Here is a 21,006-nt window from a genome sequence, read left to right on the forward strand (position 1 = left end):
TCCGGCAACCGTGCCGTGATCCATCAGATGCCGCCAGACGATGTGCTGGGATCGTGACTCCGCCAAAGGCTGATCAGCGAACTCGTCACCCATCACGGCTGATAGCCGCGATGTCAGAGGTAAGCCAGTCCCCCACCACCACCGAGGAACGCAGTGAGTTTCGGCAGGCCTGCGTCGCCATCCAGCATGGTGAATGGCTCGGCCAGCCTCTCGGCCACCGAACGATAAGCGTTCGCACGACAGAAAATGACGTGACCGGCCGTCGGATGCCGATTCAGAGGAATAACGGGCATTATATCCATCTCGACGGCCACCGACACATACAGAGCCACCAGCCTACTGCGCAGAGATTCAAGCTCGATAGTGTTCTCAAAATCAAAGGAAAGCGAAAAATGGCTTTCCATCAGCTGCGCTGCCCCAACCCAACTCTCCGAGGCAGTATCGGAATATCCGATACCGATGGCGTAACCCGAAGTTCTGCGCAACAGCGGTTCGATTTCCTCATGACAATCCGAGCCGAAGTTCAAGTAGCGCCCATACAGCGACTCAACAAAGGGCATGGACGGAAACTTCTTGAGCCCCGCCCGCCTCCCAGCCCTTTTCAGGTATACATGATGATCTCTCCGGCCATCCGACTGCCCGTCCGTAGAAATTCTAGCCGACCAACTGAACAAGCAGTTTCTGGAAACAGAGGCGACACTTTCCTCAAGACAGGTCAATTCTTCGGCCGCATCACACATGACCCAGAAGGCAGAAATGCCAGGCAGGTCGCCTTCAAGCGAGAGAAACGAACCGACCCTTACAGAATCCCATACAGACTGACCGACGACAACAACGCTCGACGAATCCCGATTCGAATTATTCTGCACTTCTCGGCCTTCCTTGCAGTCCATATCCGGAATCCATGTTCCCGTAATAGACATGTTCGCCTTTAGGGCCATGATAGTGAGGGAGTGCCCACTGATCGGCATCTTTGAAATAATGCCCATTGGCGTGGTGATGGATCTCGATGATGTTCCCCTTGTCGTCTATCGCGGAGATCGTCTCCCAGGGCTCCCCTCCGGGACCTGTCAAATTGGGGTTCTTACCCCACTGCGGTGCTCGCTCAATGACGGAAGGATCGGTGACGCCATGGCGTCGCAGAGCCTCGGCCAAAGCTTCCTCTTGCGTGGTGTAGACGACATCTCCGCGTACCGTGTTAAGAGGGACGTGATTCTCGGCACCGCCGATGGGGCACGGTCCGAGGCCCAGCGGGTCGGCCCAGGTATGCGGATTCCCCACATAAGTGGCGGGATTAGACGCGGGGACGAGGCCAAGTGGATCAGAGCTGAGGTAGCGGGCGGTTTCGGGGTTGTAATGGCGGAAGTAGTTGTAGTGGAGGCCGGTTTCGGGGTCGTAGTACTGGCCGGGGAAGCGCAGAGGTGTGTACGTGGTGCTGTTTGTCGTCCATGCCGTTGTACCCCACACCGTGCTGCGGGCGCGCCAGGTGATGTCGCCGTGTTCGTCGATGAGTTCGCTGGGGGTGCCGACGAGGTCGGTGACGATGGCGAAGAAGCGGGAGTCGATCTCGTTCTGGGGTGCTTCGGCCTCGGTGATGCGTTCGGTCTGGGCGATAGGGCGTAGGCCCTGGTGGTCCCAGGTGAGGGTGACCGGGTTGGGGAGGTCGGGGGATGCGGTGGTCTGTTCACAGAGGGTTGTGCCGTCCCAGGTGAAGGTCACCCGCTCCACGATTGTCTCGCCGTCGGCCGCGAGGCGGAGTTTGGCGGTGCGGCGGCCGAGGGGGTCGTAGGTATAGCGCCAGGGGGTGCCGTCGGGGGTCGTCACCGAGGTCAGGCGGTCTTCGGCGTCCCATTCGTAGTGCCAGGTCTCCGGCTTGCGAGACAGACGGGTCTTCCGCCGAAGGACGATGCGCCCGAGAGCGTCGTGCTCGTAACGGACGTTGCCCGCGCGGGTGATACGGGTTCCCGCGTACTCCCGGGAACCGACGGCTTCCTGGCCGGGGTGGCTGGCCGGCCAGCTCGCCTGGGTCTGGTTGCCGGCCTCGTCGTACGCGTACCGCTCGCTCCACCCAGCCGCGTGCACCGCTGTCACCCTGCCTGCCGCGTCGAGGTCGAAGCGGCGGGTGCCTGAGAGTTGGTCGTCGATGCCGATCAGATTTCCGTCGGCTTGGTAGGTGTAGGTCCGGCGCTGCACCCTGCGGCCAGCGGTGCCGGTCACCGTCTGGGCGGACAGGCGGCCCACACCGTCGAAGGCGTGCTCAAGCGTGATCGTCTCGCCGATACGGCGGGAGAGTTCGTTGCCCACACCGTCGTAGGCGAAGTCGATGGTGCGGCCGGAGACGGACATGGTGGTGGGGTTGCTGGCTGCGTCGTACGACCAGGTTGTCGTGGCTCCGGATGGGGTGGTGCGGCTTGTGCGGCGGCCCAGTCTGTCGTAGGCGTACGACATCCGGCGGCCGTCGACTGTCTCCTGCCGTACCTGGCCGAACCGGTCGCGCAGGATCGTGAGGGTGCTGCCGTCCGGGCCGGTGGCGTGGGCGAGTTGGTCGGTGAGGTCGTAGGCGTATGTCGTCACCTGGCCTGCGGCGTCCTTGCGGAGGATCTGGCCGAGGGGGTTGCGTTCGAAGGTGACCGTCTGGCCGAGGGTGTCGGTGCAGGAGGCGAGGCGGTCCGCGGTGTCGTAGGTGTAGGCGAGGGTCCGGCCGTCGAAGTCGGTCTCGGTGGCCAGGCGTCCGGCGGCATCGTAGTCGTAGTGCCAGGTCAGGCCCTGGGGGTTGGTGACCTGGGTGAGGCGTAGTTCGGTGTCGTGATGGAAGGTGTGGCGGACACCATCCGGAGCGGTGCGGGCGGCGAGCAGGTCAAAGTGGGTGTACTCGAAGCGGCTCACCCCGCCGATCGGGTCGGTGTGGCTGATGCGGTTGCCCTCACCGTCGTAGCTCCACGACTCGCTCGTGCCGTCCGGTGCCGTGCGGCGGGCCAGGTGGCCTTCGACCGTCCACTCCAGGTGGGTGGTGGCACCGGTCGGGTCAGTGACGGCGGTCGGACGGCCGAAAGCGTCGCGCTCGTAGCGGGTGACCGCGCCGAGCGGGTCCGTGACGGCCGACGGCAGTCCGAGACGGTCACAGATGAAGCGGCTGGTCTGACCGAGTCCGTCCGTTGCGGACGCCAGATTGCCGGTCTCGTCGTGGGTGAAGTGGGTGGTCCGGCCCGCCGGGTCTGTGAGCGAGGTGACGTTGCCGCGTTCGTCGTATGTCCGCCTCGTGATCGTGCCGTCGCAGCCCGTCACCTTCACCGGCAGGCCGAAGCCGTTGTGCTCCGCCGTTGCCTCACGGCCGTCGGGGCGGGTCACGGTGATGAGGTTGCCGGTTTCGTCGTAGCGGAACGACGTGGTGTGGCCGAGGGGATCGGTGTGGGACAGGAGGCGGTTGTAGCGGTCGCGCCGGTAGCGGGTGACCGCGCCGAGCGCGTTCGTCTCCGCGATCACCTGGGCGCGGCGGTTGATCAGGTAGCGGGTGGTGTTGCCCAGGGAGTCGGTGACGGCCGTGGTGTGTTCGCCGGTGTCCGGGCCCTCCGCACCGTAGGCGAAGATCGTGTGAAGGTGGCCTGCGGCGCCCGACTGGTCGGTGCAGCGGTCCTGGTCGTCGTAGGTGTAGGTGAAGCGGCTGTCATTGGTGTCGGTCCAGGAGGTGATGCGGCCGAGGTCGTCGTATCCGAACCGCATCGGGTTTCCGGACGAGTTGGTGACCTCGGTGAGGTGGCCTTCGGTGTAGCCGTAGCGCAGCACCTCCTTGTCGCCGCCGTCCTGCGCGGCGCCGGTCAGGTGCAGGGCGGTGACGCGGCCGTCCGTGGTGGTGACGCGCAGGCGGTAGCCGCCGCTGTGGGTGAGGGCACTCGGGGTGGTGCCGTCCGTGTCGTACTCGACGGTGATCCAGTTGCCGTTGCGGTCGTCGAGCTGCTCCAGGCGGCCGTCCTCGGTGAAGTGCAGGGTGCGGCCCGTCTCCGGGTCGGTGAGGGTGTAGCCGTCGACGGTGCGGTCCAGCGGGCGGCGAGGGCCGTGGGCCGGGAGGGTGGGGACGCCGGGGGCGGGGTGCGGGTAGGTGAGCAGCAGTCCGTCCTTGCCGACGAACACCACGCCCTGCGCGTCGATCTCCAGGCGCTGGTCGAGGGTGGAGGACCAGGTCGGGCCGAACCACCGGCCGAGCCGGAAGCCCGACTCGAACTGCCGCCGGAAGACCAGCGGCAGCGCGCCAGGGAGAGCGACATCCGTCACGGGCAGCACCATGCGGCCGGTGGCGACGTCCACCGGGTCCCCTTCGCAGATCTTGTCGCCCGGCCGCCGGGCGGCGCTCTCCGCGCCCTCCTCCGCCGCCCCGCGCGCCGTCTTGCGCACCCCCTGCTCCGCGGCCTCCTCCAGCCCCTCCTTCGCGGCGGTCTTCAGGCCCATGCGCAGTCCGCTGCGGGCCAGGCCGGCGCCCTTGGTGCCGATGAGTTCGGGGATCAGACGGCCGACGAACTCGGAGGGATCCTTCTTGAAGCCGTCGATCGCGGTCGTCACGACGCGTTCGGGGTGGGCGGCGGTGGAGACCAGGCCGGAGAGCGTCATGTTGACGTTCTGCAGGTAGTCGGCCGGGTGGGTGAGGTTGTAGGGGTCGGTGGGGTTGAGGCCGCGGGCGAAGTTCAGCAGGCCCGCCGTGCCCTTGAGCGCGCCGCCGACCACATGGGTCAGTTCGGTGTTCGCCGCCTGGTAGCCGTCCAGCAGGTCGTTGCCCAGCCGTTCCAGGGGCGGGGGCTCGGCGGGAGCGTGCGCGAGGGCCGCCTTCACCTTGCCCTGGGCCGTGGAGGCGGCGGTGTTGCGCTGCTTGCGGGCCTCGGCCAGCTTCTCCACGGCCGCCTTGACGTCCGCCCTGCCCGGGTCGGTGAAGGCTTCCGGTTTCGGGCCGGGGTCCTCGTTCGCCTTCACCTTCGCGTTGTAGGCGTCGACCCGCTTGTTGTACGCGCCCGCCGCGTCCTTCGACGCCTTCACACCCTTGCGGTAGAGCTCGATAGCCTCCTTGGCCCGGTCCTGCGCCCACTTCACAGTGTCCGCGTACGACTCCAGCGCCCCGGCCGCCGCCTCGCAGGCGTCGGCCGCCTGCGCCCACTTCGTGGGATGCACACCGAACTTCTTGCGGAAGGCGTCCCCGCCCTGGCCCTTCCAGCCGGTCGAGTCCACCTTCTTCAAACCGCTGCTGACCTTGTCGAACGCGCCATGGAAGTCCTTCAGATGCTTCGCACTCCGGCGGATGCTGCCCGGGTTGCCGTGCACGAGTTCGTCCGGGTCCTCGGTCTGGCCCAGCTGCTGCTCACCGGGGGTCGCGCCGAGGTCGGAGGCAATCGAGTCGCCCCAGTCCTCGACCCCGTCCGCCCAGTCGTGCAGCCCCACATGGTCCAGGCCCTCGCCGACCTTGTCGGTGGCCCAGTCGACACCCTCACCGACCTTCTTCTTCCCCGCGTCGTACAGGTCCTCGGCGCCGCCCAGCAGGTCGTTCGTCAGGTCCCCCAGACCCATCAGCCCTCACCACCCTGCTGCTCGGCCGTCTGCGCCCGCTCCTCGGGGGACGGGCCGAACGTGTCGTCCAGGTACTGGTCGTAGTCCTGGTCGGAGACGCCGAACACCTGGTGCAGGTCCTGCGGGTTCATACCCGGCAGCGGGCCGACGGTGTGGGAGGTCATCACGTCCCGCCCGGCGTCCTTCCAGCCCTGCGCGCTGTTGTCCAGCGCCCGGTCGAAGGACTCCTTGCTGTAGTCCACCCCGCCGTACGCGCCCGACGTCGCGATGTCCCCCCAGCCCATGTTCTGCACGTCCTCCTCGGAGGCGTACGGATTGCCCACGGCCGCGTTCGTGACGACCTTGAAACTGCCCTCCACGTAGTGCTCGGTCTCGTAGTACGTCCCCGCCGACAACCCCGTCTTCACCGCGAACCCGTTCCCCTCGACGATCAGCGCCCGCACCCCCCACTCCCACCGCTCGCAGAACGACTTCAGCTCCCCCGTCAGCCCCTCATGCCCCAACTCCAGACCCGACAGCGCGATGTCACCGAAACCCCGCCCGGCACCGGCCTCGCCGGCCATGCCCAGTTCCCCCAGCTCACCCAGCGCCTCCGTCAGCCCCTTCGCGATCAATGCCAGACCGTCCGTCGACAGATCCTTGCCGCCACCGCTCACGCCGCATCCCCCGTCCCGTCGTCACCCGCGTCACCCGCGTCACCCGCGTCACCCGCGTCCAACGCCACCGCATCCGGCACGATCCCCCGCACCGGCGGGAACACCACCCCCTCCACCCCGTCCGCACAGTCCAGCGCCACCCCGCACGGCACCCCGACCGCGGGTACCGCCACATCCAGCAGCCGCGCACCCAATACCGTCCGGTACACCCACTCCCGCCCCACCTCACCCCGCGCGGCCGCGTAACGCGCCAACGCCGCCTCGTCCGAGAACGCCAGGATGAACCGGACCCCATTCAAGTCAGCGGTCAGCACACCCCGTTCATCGTCCGGGCCCGGACCGTCCCCCAGCGGCACCAGCACCGCCGTACGCCGGAACTCACCCAGCAGCACCGCGAACTCCCGCCTGCGCTCCGCCACTTCAGCAGCCTCATCAGCCTCCGGCGCCGTCTCCACAGCAGCCGGGACCGTCATCTCCGCGTAATCCGAGAGACGCGACCTGGGAACCCGCCGCGGACCGTCGACCGTACCCCCGTGTTCAGACATACAGCACATCATCACAACTGCACATCGCTCCCCGCAAACAACTACCCGGACAAGTCGTCGACTTCGTGTCAGTCCTTCCCCTCAAGTCCTCGGAAGTTCAGTCGGCGGCTCTGCCCCGACAGTGGGGTGATATTGCCCCGCGTCGATCTGCCGAAGGCCCCGCCAGAGGTGTTCTCGTGGACCGGGGCCAACCAGGCATTCACGTCTGTGACCGGCGGCGAGGGCGGCACCGAGCGGGGTGGGGCGTCCGCTGCTGGGGCGGTATTCCTTCCAGCTCCCCGACCTGCCCGGCGGATTGCGCCCGCTGCGCGATCCGGACGCTGCCGAGGATTGGGCCCCGCGCCACTCGTGCCGGGTGGTCGGGGTGGAACCGACCCGTGACGGGCTGATGCTCCTGGACGGGGCACGCCCGAGGCCCGCCAGCTCATCCATTGAGTGTGTGCCCGGTCGTTGCGTCCACATGGTCCGGGACCTCGTCGTGGCGATCGCCCACGGTCAGCGTCCCGGTGGGTTCGAACATAAGGATTGCGGCGCCGGACGGAGCGTACGGCTTGTGCTCCGTGCCTCGGGGGACGGTGAAGACCGCCCCCTGCGGGAGCAGAACCGTGCGCTCCCCATCCGGCTCGCGCAGGGAGATGTGCAACTCTCCGCCGAGTACCAGGAAGAACTCGTCGGTGTCGTCGTGGACGTGCCAGATGTGTTCACCCTCGACCTTGGCGATGCGGACGTCATAGTCGTTGACGCGCGTGACAATGCGGGGGCTCCACAGGGCATCGAAGGAAGCCAGAGCCGTACTCAGGGGGATGGGTTCATTGCACATGGACTCATCCTGAGCCGTTTCGCATGGCTGGCGTGAGTGCTAGGAATTGCACATGGCGAAAGAATCCTCGCACGGACTGCGCGCGGCAGGCGTACACCGGGTCGTCGTGATCGTCGACGAGAACTCGAACCCCTTCGAGCTCGGCTGCGCGACCGAGGTCTTCGGTCTACGAAGACCGGAGATCGGCCGTGATCTCTACGATTTCAAGCTCTGCTCCCCCGAGCCCCGCACCCTGATGCGGGACGGATTCTTCACGCTCACGGAAGTCGCCGATCTGGAAGCGGCCGACACGGCGGACACCTTGATCGTCCCCAACCGCCCCGATGTCGAAGTGCCCCGCCGCCCCGCTGTGCTGGATGCCGTCCGACGTGCGCACGCGCGCGGCGCGCGCCTGGTCGGCTTCTGCAGCGGCGCCTTCACACTTGCCGAAGCCGGAGTCCTCGACGGACGCCGGGCCACTGCGCACTGGCAGTGGGCGGATTCCTTCCGGGCCCGCTTCCCCGCTGTCCGCCTCGAATCAGACGTGCTGTTCGTGGACGACGGTGACATCCTCACGTCTGCGGGAGCGCGGCCGCGCTCGATCTTGGGCTGCATGTGGTCCGCCGCGACTACGGCGCGGAGGTCGCCAACTCCGTAAGTCGGCGACTGGTCTTCGCGGCGCACGGGAGGGCGGCCAGCGGCAGTTCGTGGAACGCCCCATACCCGATCTGCCTGACGAATCCCTGGCGCCTGTATTGACCTGGGCTCAGGAACGGTTGGACTCACCGCTCACGGTCGCCGACCTTGCGGCACGCGCGGCGGTCAGTCCGGCAACGCTGCATCGCCGCTTCCGGGCACAACTGGGAACGACGCCGTTGACGTGGCTCACGGGGGAACGACTTGCCTTGGCATGCCGGTTGATCGAACGAGGTGAGTCCCGCTTGGAGATGGTCGCGCGGCGCAGCGGGCTTGGCACCGCTGCCAATTTGCGCACGCTGATGCGCCGCGAGACGGGCATCACTCCGTCGGCATACAAGCGTCGGTTCGGGCCGGACGTGAATTGACGGCGGGGCATCATCTCCGGCGCAGCACGGGAATCTGCCTCAGGGCCGTATCAATGGGCCGCCTCGCCACGCCAGACGTAGTCCGCCCAGACCGTCTTGCCTCCGGGGTGGTGCGGTTCGCAGCCCCAGGCGTCCGCGAGCGACTCGACGAGCAGCAGGCCCCGCCCCGACTCGCCGTCCGCCCCGGTCTCCGGCCTCGGTACCGGTGGGCGCTCGCCCCGCGCGTCGGTGACCTCGATCCGCAGGGTCGAACCCGTCAGAGTCAGGGCCAGCCGCGCACTCCGGCCCGCCACCCGTGCGTGCACGGCGGCGTTGGCCGTCAGTTCCGCAATAAGGAGCGAGACCGTGGCCGTGCTGTCGTCTTCCGCGTCGTCCGGATCCGGCCGGTCCTGCTCCCCCGTCAGCCAGCGCACGGCGGCGTGACGTGCGGTGTGCGCGCCCCTCGCGGTGGTGGGGAACAGGGTGCTGAAGTGACGGGCGACGACAATCGGTTCACCGGGTGCGGTGACAATTTCCTGGTTCACCTCACCGAGGGTGACGGACGTGACCTACCTTGTGGAGCCTACGGGGCGGTACGCAGGGTGACTGTCCCGGCACGGACGGTACGGCTGTACCGGCGTACGCCCATGACCCGGGCGGGCGTTCAGCCGTTCGTCCCCTGTACAGGAAACAGGGTGGTGGTACGGCATGGCAGCACAGTCGGACCCAGGGGCTCCCACGGCCGAGGAGACCAACGGCACGGACGAGGTCGCCGACCTCTTCCGCGCCCTCGGCCGGCAGATCCGAGTCGCCCGCGAACGGGCCGGGTTGAGCCGCAAGGAACTGGGCGACCGCATCGGCTACGGAGAGGAGACGATCTCCTCCGTCGAGCGGGGCCGAAGGACACCTCAGCCGGAGCTGCTGATCGCGGTGGACCGGGAGCTGGACTGCGGGGGCCTGCTGGCAGCGGCGGCGGAGGACGTGGAGCGGGCGAAGGCACGGCGGCGGGTACGGCATCCGGAGTGGTTCAGGGACTACGCCCGACTGGAGGCGGAGGCGGTGGAGATCTGCTTCTACAGCACGCTGACGATCCCTGGGCTCCTGCAGACACGAGGCTACGCGCAGACCCTCTTCTCCGCCCGGCGCCCGCTCCTGGACGAGGAAACCATCGAGCAACGGGTGGGCGCACGACTTGACCGCCAGCAGATCCTGACCCGCTGGCCTCCGCCCATGGTCACCGCTCTCATCGAGGAGTCGGTGCTGCTTCGGGAGATCGGCGGCCGCGAAGTACAGCGGGAGCAGTTGCGGCACCTCAGGAAGCTGGGCCAGCTGCGCAATGTGGAGGTCCAGGTGCTTCCATTGAAGTGCCAAGGACACGCAGGCATGGAGGGGCCGTTCATCCTCCTTACCCCGAAGGGCAGACCGCAGGTCGGTTATGGGGAGTTCCAGAGCGTCAACCGACTCATCACAGACCCTGAGGAGGTCCGTATGCTGGCCGCACGTTACGGAAGCGTCCGAGGGCAGGCGCTCAACCTGGCTGAGTCCTCGGCTCTGATCGAGAAGCTGCTGGGAGACTGATGTACGACCAACAGCCCAATGGGCTCTACTGGTTCAAGAGCACATACAGCGGCGGAGACGGAGGCGAGTGTGTCGAAGTCACCGCCGACCCAACTGCCATACGCGTAAGGGACTCCAAGCACCGGATCGGACCTCAACTCGCCTTCACGCCGAGCACGTGGACCGCGTTCGTTGTCGACCTCAGGTGTGACCGGTCCTGACGCAACCGGCCGCCCCTCGGTGGCGGAGTCGGCGGCCAGCCTTCACCCATTCCAATGGCCGTGCGCTACGGCAGCGTTCAAAGCTCGGTCACACCCTCGAAGAATCACTGGCTCTGATCGAGAAGATGCTGGGAGTCCGATGACCGCTGAACAGCCCACCCGGCTCGACTGGGTCAAGAGCAGCTACAGCGGTGACGAAGGAGGCGAGTGCATCGAGGTCGCCACCGCTACAACCGCCATATGCGTTCGCGACTCCAAGAAGCGCGGCGGCCCGCAGCTCGCCTTCCCCCGGAGCGCATGGGCTCGGTTCGTCGCCGGTTTCAGGCGGGGCCGAGCCTGACCGGGAAGGCAGAGGTCAAACGTTCCTGTGGCCAGCGGTGCGGCAGATCCCGCGTCGGTCATAGCGCTGCTGGCCGCCTCTCGTCCGGTGCTGCGGGCGGCCACGTGTCGGTCAGCAGGTTGGCCGGACGGCGAACTGCTCGGACCGGGGCCATGGGGACAGACGGTTCGTGTGCCGAGTTCACAACAATCCTTGACGAAGATCGACATTCTGGCCGGGCCCGGCACACAGGAGGCATAAGCTCAGCTCACAGCAAGGCCGACAAGGGGGAAGGGGACGCCCGTGCAGAGGGCAAGGGCGGCGAGGGTTGCGGCCCGGCTAGTCGGCGGCACCGGTGGCTCATTACGGCTGCCGGTGGCGGAATCTGCCCTCGTGGCGTGCCGGGGTCGGGCCATCTCCCGCTCCGTCTTCTGAGCCTGCGCCGCACCCGGCCCTGCGCTTCGGCCGCCCTGTCGACACCCTCGTACTCAAAGCTCGGACCAAGGAAACACTCGTGAGCGAATCCGCTCCCGGCGGCAGAGTCCAGCCGGCTCGCCCCGGCGACCCCTCCCACATAGGCCCGTACCGGATCATCGGCCGTCTCGGCGCCGGAGGCATGGGGACCGTGCACGCCGGAGTCACCGGCGACGGGATGCGGGTGGCGGTGAAGGTGGTTCACCCCGAGCAGGCGCAGGAGCCGGAGTTCCGGGCGCGGTTCAGGCGGGAGGTGGAGCTGTCCTCCCGGGTCACCGGGCCGTACCTCGTGCCGTTGCTGGCCGCCGATCCGGAGGCGCAGACTCCCTGGCTGGCCACCGCCTTCGTACCCGGGCCGACGCTGAACCAGCACATCACCGCCCACGGCCCGCTCGCGGAAGGCAGCCTGTACGCCTTCGCCGCCGCCACCGCGCAGGCGCTGGCCGCGATCCACGCCGCCGGGGTGACGCACCGCGACGTGAAGCCGCAGAACGTCCTCCTCACCCCAGCCGGTCCCCGCGTCCTCGACTTCGGCATCGCCCACGCGGCCGACGGCACCAGCGTCACCCGGACCGGGGTGATGACCGGCACGCCCGGCTGGATCAGCCCCGAGCAGTACCGCGAGGGCACGGCGGGTCCGGCGGGCGACCTCTTCGCGTGGGGAGCGCTGGTGGCGTACGCGGCCACCGGGCAACTGCCGTTCGGGACCGGGGCGCCTGACGTGGTGGCCTTCCGTGTGATGTCGGGTGAGTTCGACCTGAGTGGGGTCCCTGCCGCCCTGCGCGGGGTCGTCGAACGGGCGCTCTCCCAGAAACCGGACGACCGGCCCTCGGCCGGCGAGGCCGCGGAGGAGTGCTCGGGCCTGCTGGCCGCTCAGGTCACGCAGGTGGTCGGCCCCGACGCCGCGATACCGGGGACGGCCGTCGACATGATCGCGGCGGTCTGGGACATGCCGACGGCGGAGGATCCGACCTGGCGGTTGCAACTGCCCGCGGGCCCGGGCGGTCGTCGCTCGAAGAAGCGGATCGTGGGTGCCGTGGTGCTGGCGGCAGGTGTCATCGGCGGCCTCGCGGGCGCAGTGGTGGCGCTGCTGCCGGGGGACACCGGGGGCGGCGGCACGCACGCCGTGTCGTCCTCCTCTGCCTCCCCATCCGGCTCTGTCCAACCGACGGTGAGTGCTGCGCAGGACGCTTCACCGGCGGCGAAGCACAGCTCCGGAGCCGAGGCGTCCGCGACGGTGGACGACTGGCGCCAGGCGCGGGCGGCGCAGGGCGCGGGCGAACACGACGTGGCACGGGCCCTCCTGCACGACGAGGGCGTCATCGCCCTGGAGGACCTGAGCAGTTACGCCGACTTCACCCCGGAGACCGTACGGTTCCACCCCTCACGCCGGGAGGTCTACCTCTCGTACCGGCTGACCGCCGACGAGCAGACCGCGATGTACGCGGAGACCACGATCGCGCAGGACATGTGCCTGTCGGTGCGGGACGTGGTGCTCCGGCTGCACCCGGATCTGCCGTACCGCAAGTACGTCATGGTGAAGGAGACCAGCGGCGGGGACCCCGAGGTGACGTGGCAGGACGATTTCGTCACCAACTCCCAGTGCAAGACGGGGGCGGACAACAACACCGGTGGCACCGACCAGGACTACAGCCTCGGGGCGGACGACTGGCAGCCTGACGACAGCGGCCTGAGCCAGGCCATGATCCCCAGCACCGACAACGCCGAGATCCGGGTCGCAGCCGGCGCCGCCCGGAAGATCATCACCCGCTCGAACGCCATGCGCTACACGCTGGGCACCGACCGCGTACTGGGCAACGAGCAGATCATGGTGGGCTTCGACCCCGCGCATTCGGCGATGTACGTCTGGTCCGACTACGTGGCCTGGGACCAGGACGAGATCGAGACCTGGGCGGGCATGGCCGCGGGCGAGGCATGCCGGGCACTGGTGAACGAGCGGGAGAGCGCGGGCAGTTCCTGGCCGTACACCCGCTGGGCCGTGGCGGAGGGCGGTGCGTCGGCGTACGAGATGGTCCGCTGGGGGACGGCGAGTTCGGCGGCGGACTGCCCCTCGTGAGCCGCGAAGCCGCGATGTGCGGCTCGGTTGCGGAGCACTCGGACCATGACGGCGGACGCGGTGTCCTTGATACCGGACGGAACTCCCTCCCCCCGGCGTTCCGATGGTGCTCGGGCAGGCGATCCCGTTCAACCGGGCACGTCCTTCATTTTCGGGCATGGCGCTGCTTTCCGCTACGTGACGCGGTATCACTGCGTGCGCGTGCGGGAAATGACAAGTCGGGTAAGCTGAATGGCAGACACGTCGATTTTTCGGCGAGCAGGAGCCCGGACGACGGCGACCGTTATACCTGCTCTTGCGTGTACCGGCGCTTTTCTTCACAGGCGGCCAGGGCCGGGGCGTGGCCCGGTGAATTTCTCCCTTGTCGGCCTGATCCCGTTGGGCTTCTCCGCTGTCGTCCGGCGCTGTTCGTCGCGCGCGGTCTGCCCGACGAGCGACCCTCCCAGGAGGTGACTTTGGGTGAACGCGCGACTGCGAAGCGAGGCCGTGATGGCCGCCGTCAGTGTATGCGTCGTCGTGCTGACCACGTTCTATTACATATTTCCGGAGCAGCGGCTCATTTTCGTTGCCATTGGGATGGTCGGCATCACCGGTATTGTCGTGGGTGTCCTTCTCAACCACCCGACGCATCGACTGCCGTGGCTGATGCTCGCCGCAGGCAACTTCGCCTTTGCCTCAGGCGAGGCCTCCCAGATCATCCTTATCCAGTTGCTCCACGAGCAGAACCCGTTTCCGTCGATCGCCGACGGCTTCTATCTCGCGGCGTATCCGCTCTATGCGGCCGGACTGCTGGGCTTCGTCCATTGGCGCACGGGTTGGCGCGACCGTGCGAGCCTGGTCGACGCGCTGACGCTGACGGTCGGGCTGGCACTGCTGTCGTGGCTCTTCCTTATCGAGCCGTATGCCCACACCGCGGGTTTGACCTGGGTGCAGAAGGCGTTCTCCATCGCTTATCCGCTCGGCGACATTCTCGTTTTGGCGATGCTGCTGCGCCTGCTCGCCAGCCGTGGCGGCAAAAGCATCTCGCTCATGCTGCTCACCGTGGGCAGTGTCGGCCTGCTCGCCGCCGACGTGGCTTACGGTCTGATACAGCTGCACGGGACGTGGCGCACGGGCACCGCGGTAGATCTCGGCTGGGCCGTCCTGTACGGCGCCTGGGCGGCCGCCGCGCTCCATCCGTCCATGCGGTCGATGACCGAGCCGGTGACCTGGCACGCCGAGACGGGAGTGGGCGGCCGGCTGAGCCTCCTGACCCTGGCGTCGCTCATAGCGCCGGCCATCCTCCTGGTCCAGGCGGTGTACGGCGGCAGCGGCAACATAGGCGTCATCGGGGTGTTCTCCGCGGTGCTCTTCGTCCTCGTGCTCTACCGACTGGCTGGTGTGGCGGCGACCCACCGGCATGCAGTCGGCCGGGAGAGGGTGCTGCGTGTCGCGGTGTCGTCGCTGAGCGGCGCGAGCAATCTGCGGGATGTGGCCGCCGCCGTCCACACCGCGGTGACGGAGTTGATACCGCACGGTCCGCCGCGTTCCGCGCTGCTCACCCTGCCCGACGCCCCCCTCTGGGTGAACGGGGCGCCCGATGGCCCGAGTGGGCCGGTGTCCGCCGCCGTACGGGAACTGACCCCGTCCGGCGAGAACAGTCTGGTGGCTCTCGACGGTGTGGGACGCGACCTTGCCGCCGGCCTCGCGGACCCGGAGGAGGAGCCGTCCCGCACCGGCTACGCGCTGGTCTGCCCGCTCACCTCGTCGGATCACCCGCTGGGCGATTCGACGATCGGGGCGCTGATCGTGACCGGGGACGACCACACGCTGCTCGTGCTCCGCGACACGCTGGCGACTCTGGCCGCGCAGACGGCACTCACGGTGACACGGGTCGCTCTCGCCCAGGAGGTCAACCGCCGCAACAGCGAAGCGTACTTCCGCACGCTGGTGCAGAATGCCTCCGACGTCATCCTGATCCTCGACGACGACGACCGGGTCCGTTACGCCAGCCCTTCGGCCGACCAGGTGCTCGGGGTTCCGGACCTTGAGGGCACCCACCTCATCGATCTGGTGCCGCCGCAGGACAGCCGTGCCGTGGTCGAGACACTCGGCAGGATACGCAACGGCGAGCCCCAGGGTACGCGCGAGCACTGGCGCATGGTCCGCGTCGACCGGGCGTCCATCGAGGTCGAGGTGAGGTGGAGCGACCTGCGCGAGGAGGCGACCGTCGGCGGGGTGGTGCTCACCCTGCGCGATGTCACCGAACAGCGCAAACTCGAACGCGAGCTCACGCATCAGGCCTTCCACGACTCGCTCACCGGCCTGGCCAATCGCGTGCTCTTCCAGGACCGGGTCAACCATGCCTTGGTGCAGGCCCAGCGCGACGGCACGGTGGTCGGCGTCCTCTTCTTCGACGTGGACGACTTCAAGGTCGTCAACGACATACACGGTCACGGTGTGGGCGACGAACTTCTCGTCGCGCTGTCACTCAGGCTGCAGACCACCGTCCGCGCCTCCGACACCGCCGCGCGCGTCGGCGGCGACGAGTTCGCACTCCTGGTGGAGGGCTCCGTCTCGGCGGCGGGCGTGGAACGGTTCACCGAACACCTGATGTCCGTCTTCGCCAAGCCGTTCCGGCTCAGTGTGGGGCCGGTGAGCACGTACGCCAGCATCGGCGTCGCCACGACGGAGGACAGCATCGACTCGGTCGAACTGCTGACACACGCCGATCTCGCCCTGTACGCGGCCAAGACGGCGGGCAAGCGACAGTGGCTCCGCTACCACCCGGATCTGCAGAGCGGCATGGCCGAGCGCGCCAAGTTGCAGGAAGGCCTGGACAGTTCACCGATCGAGACATCGTTCATGGTGCTTTACCAGCCCATCGTGGAGCTCTCCGGCGGGAAGATATCCGGCTTCGAGGCACTGGTGCGCTGGCCCCACTCCACGCGGGGCATGGTGCTGCCGGAGCAGTTCATCACGCTGGCCGAGGAGAGCGGACAGATCGTCCCGCTCGGCGCCTGGGTGCTGGACCGGGCCGCAGCTGAGGCCGCCCGGTGGCAGAACTCGGTAAGACGCGGCGGGGCAGCCGGCATCAAAATGCCTTATGTCAGCGTGAACGTGTCGCCGCGTCAGTTCCGGGATGATGATTTCTCTCAGGTGATTCGACGCGCCCTCGATCTCTCCGGCATCGAACCGTCCTCTCTCGTACTGGAACTGACCGAGAACGTGCTGATGTACAACGACGAACGTATCCGGGCTGAGATGAGCTCGCTCACCGACCTCGGGATCCGCATCGCCATCGACGATTTCGGAACGGGATACTCGTCGCTGAGCTATCTGCGTGAGTTCCCGATCTCGATACTCAAGATCGACAAGTCGTTCGTCAACGAACTTGGGCGCTCGCATGAACAGTACGCCCTGGTGGAGGGTATTACGCACCTCGCGGACACACTCGGCCTCACGGTGATCGCCGAAGGGGTGGAGAACGTGAGGCAGCAGGAACTGCTCGTCTCGATGGGCTGCGGGTTCGGCCAGGGATACCTCTTCGCCGAACCGGTCAGCGCCGAGGAGGCGGAGCACCTCGTTCTCGCGCCGCCACTCGGCCGCCTGGCCGGGGTGCCCGGGGCACCCGCGGAAGGGAAGCCGTGATGACGGCGGCCCTCACCCGCGATGGGGGAAAGCCGTGCTCCACAGGACGCCGCGCGAGGCAGGAGACCCAGGGTGACGGAACATGACAACCCATCGGCAGCTTCGGCTGAGCTGTACGTCGTGCTGTGCAACGACGAGGAACAGTACGCGATCTGGCCCTCCGATCGCCGGATCCCGTCCGGGTGGCATCGGATCCGTGGACCGGCGTCCGCTGCCGGGTGCGGGAGCCTGGTCGACAGCCTCTGGACCGACATGCGGCCCGCAACTGCCCGCTCCGGGCGGCACCCCCCGCGATCAGGGCTGAGCACCGTGCCCGAATTGGTCCGTGAGCGGGCGCGGCGTCAGCCGTCCGCCCTCGCGGTGCTCTCGGATGAGGGGCGGCTCAGCTATGCCGAGCTGACCGACCGCGCCGACCGGCTTGCCCACGAGCTGCGGCAGTCGGGCGTCGCAGCGGAATCCGTCGTCACCGTGTGCCTCGACCGTGTGCCCGAGCTGATCGTCGCACTGCTGGCGGTGCTGAGTTCCGGTGGCGCTTTCCTGCCGCTCGACCCGGCGACCCCGGGGCAACGGATGGTCGAGCTGGTCACAAAGACCCGCTCCCGCCTCGTCGTCTCCAGCCGTGAGTACGCCCCGATGTTCGCCGGGTGCGAGGTGGCGGTCATCCACGCCGGGAACGCCGGGGAACCGGCCACGCAGGCGCCGGCGGCGGAACCACAGCCTGCCCCTGGCCCTGGGCCGGACGACCTCGCCTATGTGATCTACACCTCCGGTTCGACCGGATCTCCCAAGGGGGTGATGATCACTCACCGCTCGCTGGCCCACTCCCTCACCGCGGCCGCCCGGGCATACGAACTGACGCCCGGCGACCGGGTGCTGCAGGCAGCGGCGCTCGGTTTCGACACCTCAGTGGAGCAGATCTTCGCCCCACTGATCACCGGCGCGACACTCGTCCTCGCCGGAATCCGGACATGGGCGCCCACCGACCTGTTGCACCGCGTCCCCGAGCTCGGTATCACCGTCGCCGACCTCACCCCCACCTACTGGCAGCAGATCGTCTCCGTCGCGGACCGCGCCGACACCCTCGCGTCGCTCAGGCTCGCCATCGTCGGCGGCGAGATCGTCACAGCGAAGGACTGCCGCGCCGTTCTGCGCCGGATCCCCGGCGCGCGGCTCGTCAACGCCTACGGGCTCACCGAGACCACGATCACCTCCACCCTGTGCAACCTGAACGAGGAAGTGCTCACCGTCCCCGACACGGCCGTCGCCCCGGTCGGCAGGCCCCTGGAGGGAACTCACGTCCACCTGCTCGACGCCGAACTACGCCCGGTGCCGCCCGGCAGGCGTGGAGAAATCTACATCGGCGGCCCAGGACTGGCGCGCGGGGTATGGGGACAACCCTCCCTGACCGCACAGCAGTTCCTGCCCGACCCGCACGGCGCGGTGCCGGGGGACCGGATCTACCGCACCGGCGATCTGGGCCGCTGGCGCGCGGACGGCAACCTGGAAGTGCTGGGCCGGGCCGACGACGAGATGAAGATCCGTGGGTTCAGGGTCGACCCGGCCGAGGTCGAGGCCGCGCTCGTCTCCCGCCCGGAGATCGGCCAGGCGCTGGTCGTGGCTCGGGCGCGCAACACCGGGGACCGGGACCTCATCGCGTACTACACGCCGGCTGCATCGCCGACCGGCGGCGAGGCGGTGCCGCCGACAAGGCTGCGCTCGGCACTTGCCGAGGTCCTTCCGGGCCATATGATCCCGGCAGCTTTCCATGCCGTGGAACGGCTTCCCGTCGCGCCCAGCGGCAAGCTCGACCGCAAAGCCCTACGGGAGCCCGCAACCGCGCCGACGACGGCCGGTGACGACGACGGTCCGGTGCCCCAGCAGATGGCCCAGTTGTGGGGCCAGATCCTGGGTGTGGAGTACGTCCGTCCGCACGACGACTTCTTCGACTTGGGCGGCAACTCACTGCTGGCCGTGGAAATGCTCGCCCGGACCCGCGTCATATTCGGCATCGGTGTCACACAGATCCGCGACCTGACCCGTTCGCTGCTGCGCCAACCGATGCTCGCCGCGTTCGCCGAGTCCGTGCGCCAGGCACGCGCCGGCACACTGGCCCACCCGGAAGGCGGCAGCGTCGACTTCAGCGCCGAGGCCGATCGGCCCCTTCCGGCGCTGAGCCGTCACGCGCCGGCTCCCGAGCCCCTTCGCCCCGGCGACGTCCTCCTCACCGGGGCGACGGGGTTCTGCGGCGCGCACATGATCGACGAGCTGCTGAGCAGCACGACGGGGCGGATTCTCTGCCTGGTCAGGGCCTCCGACGACCAGCACGCCACGGAGAGGATCCGCGCGAGCCACCGGCGGTTCGTGGGCAGCGATCTGACCAGTGCGCGCGTCCAGCCGGTCGTCGGCGACCTGGGCAAGCCCCGATTGGGTCTGCCCAGCGGACGGTTCGAGGAACTGGGATCGACCATCGACGCCGTGTACCACTTCGGCGGCCAGGTCAACTTCGTCTATCCCTACCACGAGTTGCGTCCGGCCAACGTCGACGGAACATACGAGATCATCCGCCTCGCAGCCCACAGGGCAGTCCCCATCCACTTCACCTCCAGCATGGCGGTGCTCGCCGGATTCGGGCCTGCCGGAGTGCGCGAGGTGACAGAGAACACGCCGCTGGCCTTTGCGGAGCATCTGTCAGTGGGATACGTCGAGACCAAATGGGTCGGCGAGGCGCTGCTGAAGAAGGCGTCCGACGCGGGCCTGCCGGTCACCGTCTACCGCCTGATGGACATCAGCGGCCGCAGCGGAACCGGCGAGATGAACACAGGCAGCGAGATGGCCGCCCTCTTCGGCTTCATAGCAAGGACCGGGCTGTGCCCTGACGTCCGCCTGCCGCTGGACTTCCTGCCGGCCGACTGCCTCGTCCGTGCCATCGGACACATCTCCACCGGCCTTCCCGCCCGCGGCGAGGTCTATCATCTCACCAACCCCCGTCCCACACTGCTGCATTCGCTCGCCGAGCGCCTGCGCCAACGGGGCACACCGGTACAGGAGATCCCGTACACCGAGTGGATCGCCGCTCTGGTGCGGTACGCGGCCGGGCACCCCACCGACCCCATCACCGCGTTCGTCCCGCTCTTCGTCGATCGCAGCGCCCACGCCGACATCACCGTCAGCGAGATGTACTTCGAGGGCGTCTTCCCGGAGTTCACCCGCACCAACACGGAGCAGGCACTGAAAGACGTCGGCATCGCCATTCCCCCGGTGAACGAGAAGATGCTCGACTGCCAACTCGACTTCGTCCAACAAGCCGACTACGTCCGGCCCATGTGGAGCGAAGAGTCCGGAGCCGCACGGTGGTGAGCCAATACCCCGACTGGGAATCTCTGGACGTACTGACAGCCGCGCCGGACGGTCCAGTGGCTTTCTGCGCCGATCTCTCTCCCACCGGCCTCCTGACGGCGTACCGCGCCGGGGTCTATCCCTTCCCGGCGTCCGACGAATACACCAGCGCCCTCAACGAGGTGGTCTTCGGCGAGCAGGTCCAGGAAGGCCGCATCCGGTTCGTGGGTGAGGCATCGGCCGGCGCCTACGCCGTCTCCTGGTGGTCGCCCCACCCCAGGCCGGTGCTGCCCGTTGCAGCGACGCACCTCAGCCGGAGCCTTGCCCGACGGCTGCGCCACCGGCTGCCGTGGTCGACCAGCCTGGACCGGCAGTTCGAACAGGTCGTCCACGCCTGCCGCGCCGACCGCACCCCCCTGTGGCTCACCGAAGAACTGATCGCAAGTCTGATCCGCCTGCACGATCTAGGTCATGCCCACAGCATCGAGGTCTGGGAGAACGGCGATCTGATCGGCGGCGTCTTCGGCCTCCAGATCGGATCGGTCTTCAGCATGGACTCGATGTTCTTCCGCCGTCCCGACGCTTCGAAGGTCGCGGTCATCGACCTCGCGGCACGCTTCGCACAGGCCGGCGGCGAGCTTCTCGACGCGCAGCGGGACAGCCCGCACGTCCGCAGCATGGGCGGCGTTCTGATACCGCGAGAACACTATCTGCAGCGCCTCCGCCGCACCCGCCACGACAGCCATCCGATGGTCACCGCCACCTTGCCCGCCCGGCGTCTCGCCCAGCCGACGGTATAGCG

Annotated in this window: 13 protein-coding genes and 2 pseudogenes; 9 read left to right on the top strand and 6 right to left on the bottom strand. The window is 68.0% G+C overall.

Going from position 1 to position 21,006, the window contains the following annotated elements; genetic code table 11:
• Nucleotides 1-113: 113 nt before the first annotated feature.
• From ACSYGN_RS04980 to ACSYGN_RS05000, 5 genes are all read right to left on the bottom strand, one after another.
• Nucleotides 114-893, bottom strand: a complete 780-nt coding sequence (locus ACSYGN_RS04980) for a hypothetical protein (RefSeq protein ID WP_460392209.1) — start codon at nt 891-893, stop codon at nt 114-116.
• Nucleotides 859-5,547 (bottom strand): putative T7SS-secreted protein, encoded by a 4,689-nt coding sequence (locus ACSYGN_RS04985; RefSeq protein WP_460392211.1) that lies wholly within the window; start codon nt 5,545-5,547, stop codon nt 859-861. The genes ACSYGN_RS04980 and ACSYGN_RS04985 overlap by 35 nt, the downstream gene beginning before the upstream one ends.
• A complete protein-coding gene (locus ACSYGN_RS04990; protein ID WP_460392213.1) occupies nt 5,547-6,203 on the bottom strand; it encodes a hypothetical protein in 657 nt (218 codons plus the stop codon). Before ACSYGN_RS04990 ends, ACSYGN_RS04985 begins: the two co-directional genes overlap by 1 nt.
• Nucleotides 6,200-6,622: an SseB family protein gene (locus tag ACSYGN_RS04995; RefSeq protein WP_460392215.1), complete on the bottom strand. Its 423-nt coding sequence runs from the start codon at nt 6,620-6,622 to the stop codon at nt 6,200-6,202. The genes ACSYGN_RS04990 and ACSYGN_RS04995 overlap by 4 nt, the downstream gene beginning before the upstream one ends.
• A gap of 550 nt (nt 6,623-7,172) precedes the next feature.
• Nucleotides 7,173-7,568 (bottom strand): cupin domain-containing protein, encoded by a 396-nt coding sequence (locus tag ACSYGN_RS05000; RefSeq protein WP_460392217.1) that lies wholly within the window; start codon nt 7,566-7,568, stop codon nt 7,173-7,175.
• Nucleotides 7,569-7,620: 52 nt separating this feature from the next.
• On the opposite strand from ACSYGN_RS05000, the pseudogene ACSYGN_RS05005 reads away from it, so the two are divergent.
• Nucleotides 7,621-8,611: pseudogene (locus tag ACSYGN_RS05005) on the top strand (GlxA family transcriptional regulator).
• Between the two features lie 50 nt (nt 8,612-8,661).
• Here the strand turns inward: ACSYGN_RS05005 and ACSYGN_RS05010 are convergent.
• Entirely contained in the window at nt 8,662-9,135 is a 474-nt protein-coding gene (locus ACSYGN_RS05010; protein ID WP_460392219.1) for an ATP-binding protein, read from the bottom strand.
• A gap of 163 nt (nt 9,136-9,298) precedes the next feature.
• Here ACSYGN_RS05010 and ACSYGN_RS05015 point away from each other — a divergent pair, with 163 nt between their 5' ends.
• The 8 genes and pseudogenes from ACSYGN_RS05015 (at nt 9,299) to ACSYGN_RS05050 (ending at nt 21,004) form a co-directional block, all read left to right on the top strand.
• Entirely contained in the window at nt 9,299-10,168 is an 870-nt protein-coding gene (locus ACSYGN_RS05015; RefSeq protein WP_460392221.1) for a helix-turn-helix domain-containing protein, read from the top strand.
• A complete protein-coding gene (locus ACSYGN_RS05020; protein ID WP_460392223.1) occupies nt 10,168-10,368 on the top strand; it encodes a DUF397 domain-containing protein in 201 nt (66 codons plus the stop codon). Before ACSYGN_RS05015 ends, ACSYGN_RS05020 begins: the two co-directional genes overlap by 1 nt.
• A 139-nt stretch (nt 10,369-10,507) precedes the next feature.
• Nucleotides 10,508-10,708 carry a DUF397 domain-containing protein gene (locus ACSYGN_RS05025; RefSeq protein WP_460392225.1) on the top strand — a complete coding sequence of 67 codons (201 nt, stop codon included), beginning with the start codon at nt 10,508-10,510 and terminating at the stop codon, nt 10,706-10,708.
• 493 nt (nt 10,709-11,201) lie between these two features.
• A complete protein-coding gene (locus ACSYGN_RS05030; protein WP_460392227.1) occupies nt 11,202-13,238 on the top strand; it encodes a serine/threonine protein kinase in 2,037 nt (678 codons plus the stop codon).
• A gap of 459 nt (nt 13,239-13,697) precedes the next feature.
• Entirely contained in the window at nt 13,698-16,868 is a 3,171-nt protein-coding gene (locus tag ACSYGN_RS05035; protein ID WP_460392229.1) for a putative bifunctional diguanylate cyclase/phosphodiesterase, read from the top strand.
• A gap of 21 nt (nt 16,869-16,889) precedes the next feature.
• A pseudogene (locus ACSYGN_RS05040) lies at nt 16,890-17,087 on the top strand (MbtH family NRPS accessory protein); the annotation flags it as partial.
• 90 nt (nt 17,088-17,177) lie between these two features.
• Nucleotides 17,178-20,225, top strand: a complete 3,048-nt coding sequence (locus tag ACSYGN_RS05045; protein WP_460403237.1) for an amino acid adenylation domain-containing protein — start codon at nt 17,178-17,180, stop codon at nt 20,223-20,225.
• The gene (locus ACSYGN_RS05050; RefSeq protein ID WP_460392231.1) at nt 20,222-21,004 is read left to right on the top strand and encodes a leucyl/phenylalanyl-tRNA--protein transferase; all 783 of its coding nucleotides are present in this window, start codon (nt 20,222-20,224) and stop codon (nt 21,002-21,004) included. Before ACSYGN_RS05045 ends, ACSYGN_RS05050 begins: the two co-directional genes overlap by 4 nt.
• The last annotated feature ends 2 nt before the right edge of the window (nt 21,005-21,006 follow it).

It is taken from the genome of Streptomyces sp. YIM S03343 (assembly GCF_054729195.1).

What these genes read in the sequence shown, in the direction of transcription:
- ACSYGN_RS04980 (WP_460392209.1), bottom strand. Translation starts at nt 893, where the DNA reads ATGGACTGCAAGGAAGGCCGAGAAGTGCAGAATAATTCGAATCGGGAT.
- ACSYGN_RS04985 (WP_460392211.1), bottom strand. Translation starts at nt 5,547, where the DNA reads ATGGGTCTGGGGGACCTGACGAACGACCTGCTGGGCGGCGCCGAGGAC.
- ACSYGN_RS05000 (WP_460392217.1), bottom strand. Translation starts at nt 7,568, where the DNA reads ATGTGCAATGAACCCATCCCCCTGAGTACGGCTCTGGCTTCCTTCGAT.
- ACSYGN_RS05015 (WP_460392221.1), top strand. Translation starts at nt 9,299, where the DNA reads ATGGCAGCACAGTCGGACCCAGGGGCTCCCACGGCCGAGGAGACCAAC.
- ACSYGN_RS05020 (WP_460392223.1), top strand. Translation starts at nt 10,168, where the DNA reads ATGTACGACCAACAGCCCAATGGGCTCTACTGGTTCAAGAGCACATAC.
- ACSYGN_RS05025 (WP_460392225.1), top strand. Translation starts at nt 10,508, where the DNA reads ATGACCGCTGAACAGCCCACCCGGCTCGACTGGGTCAAGAGCAGCTAC.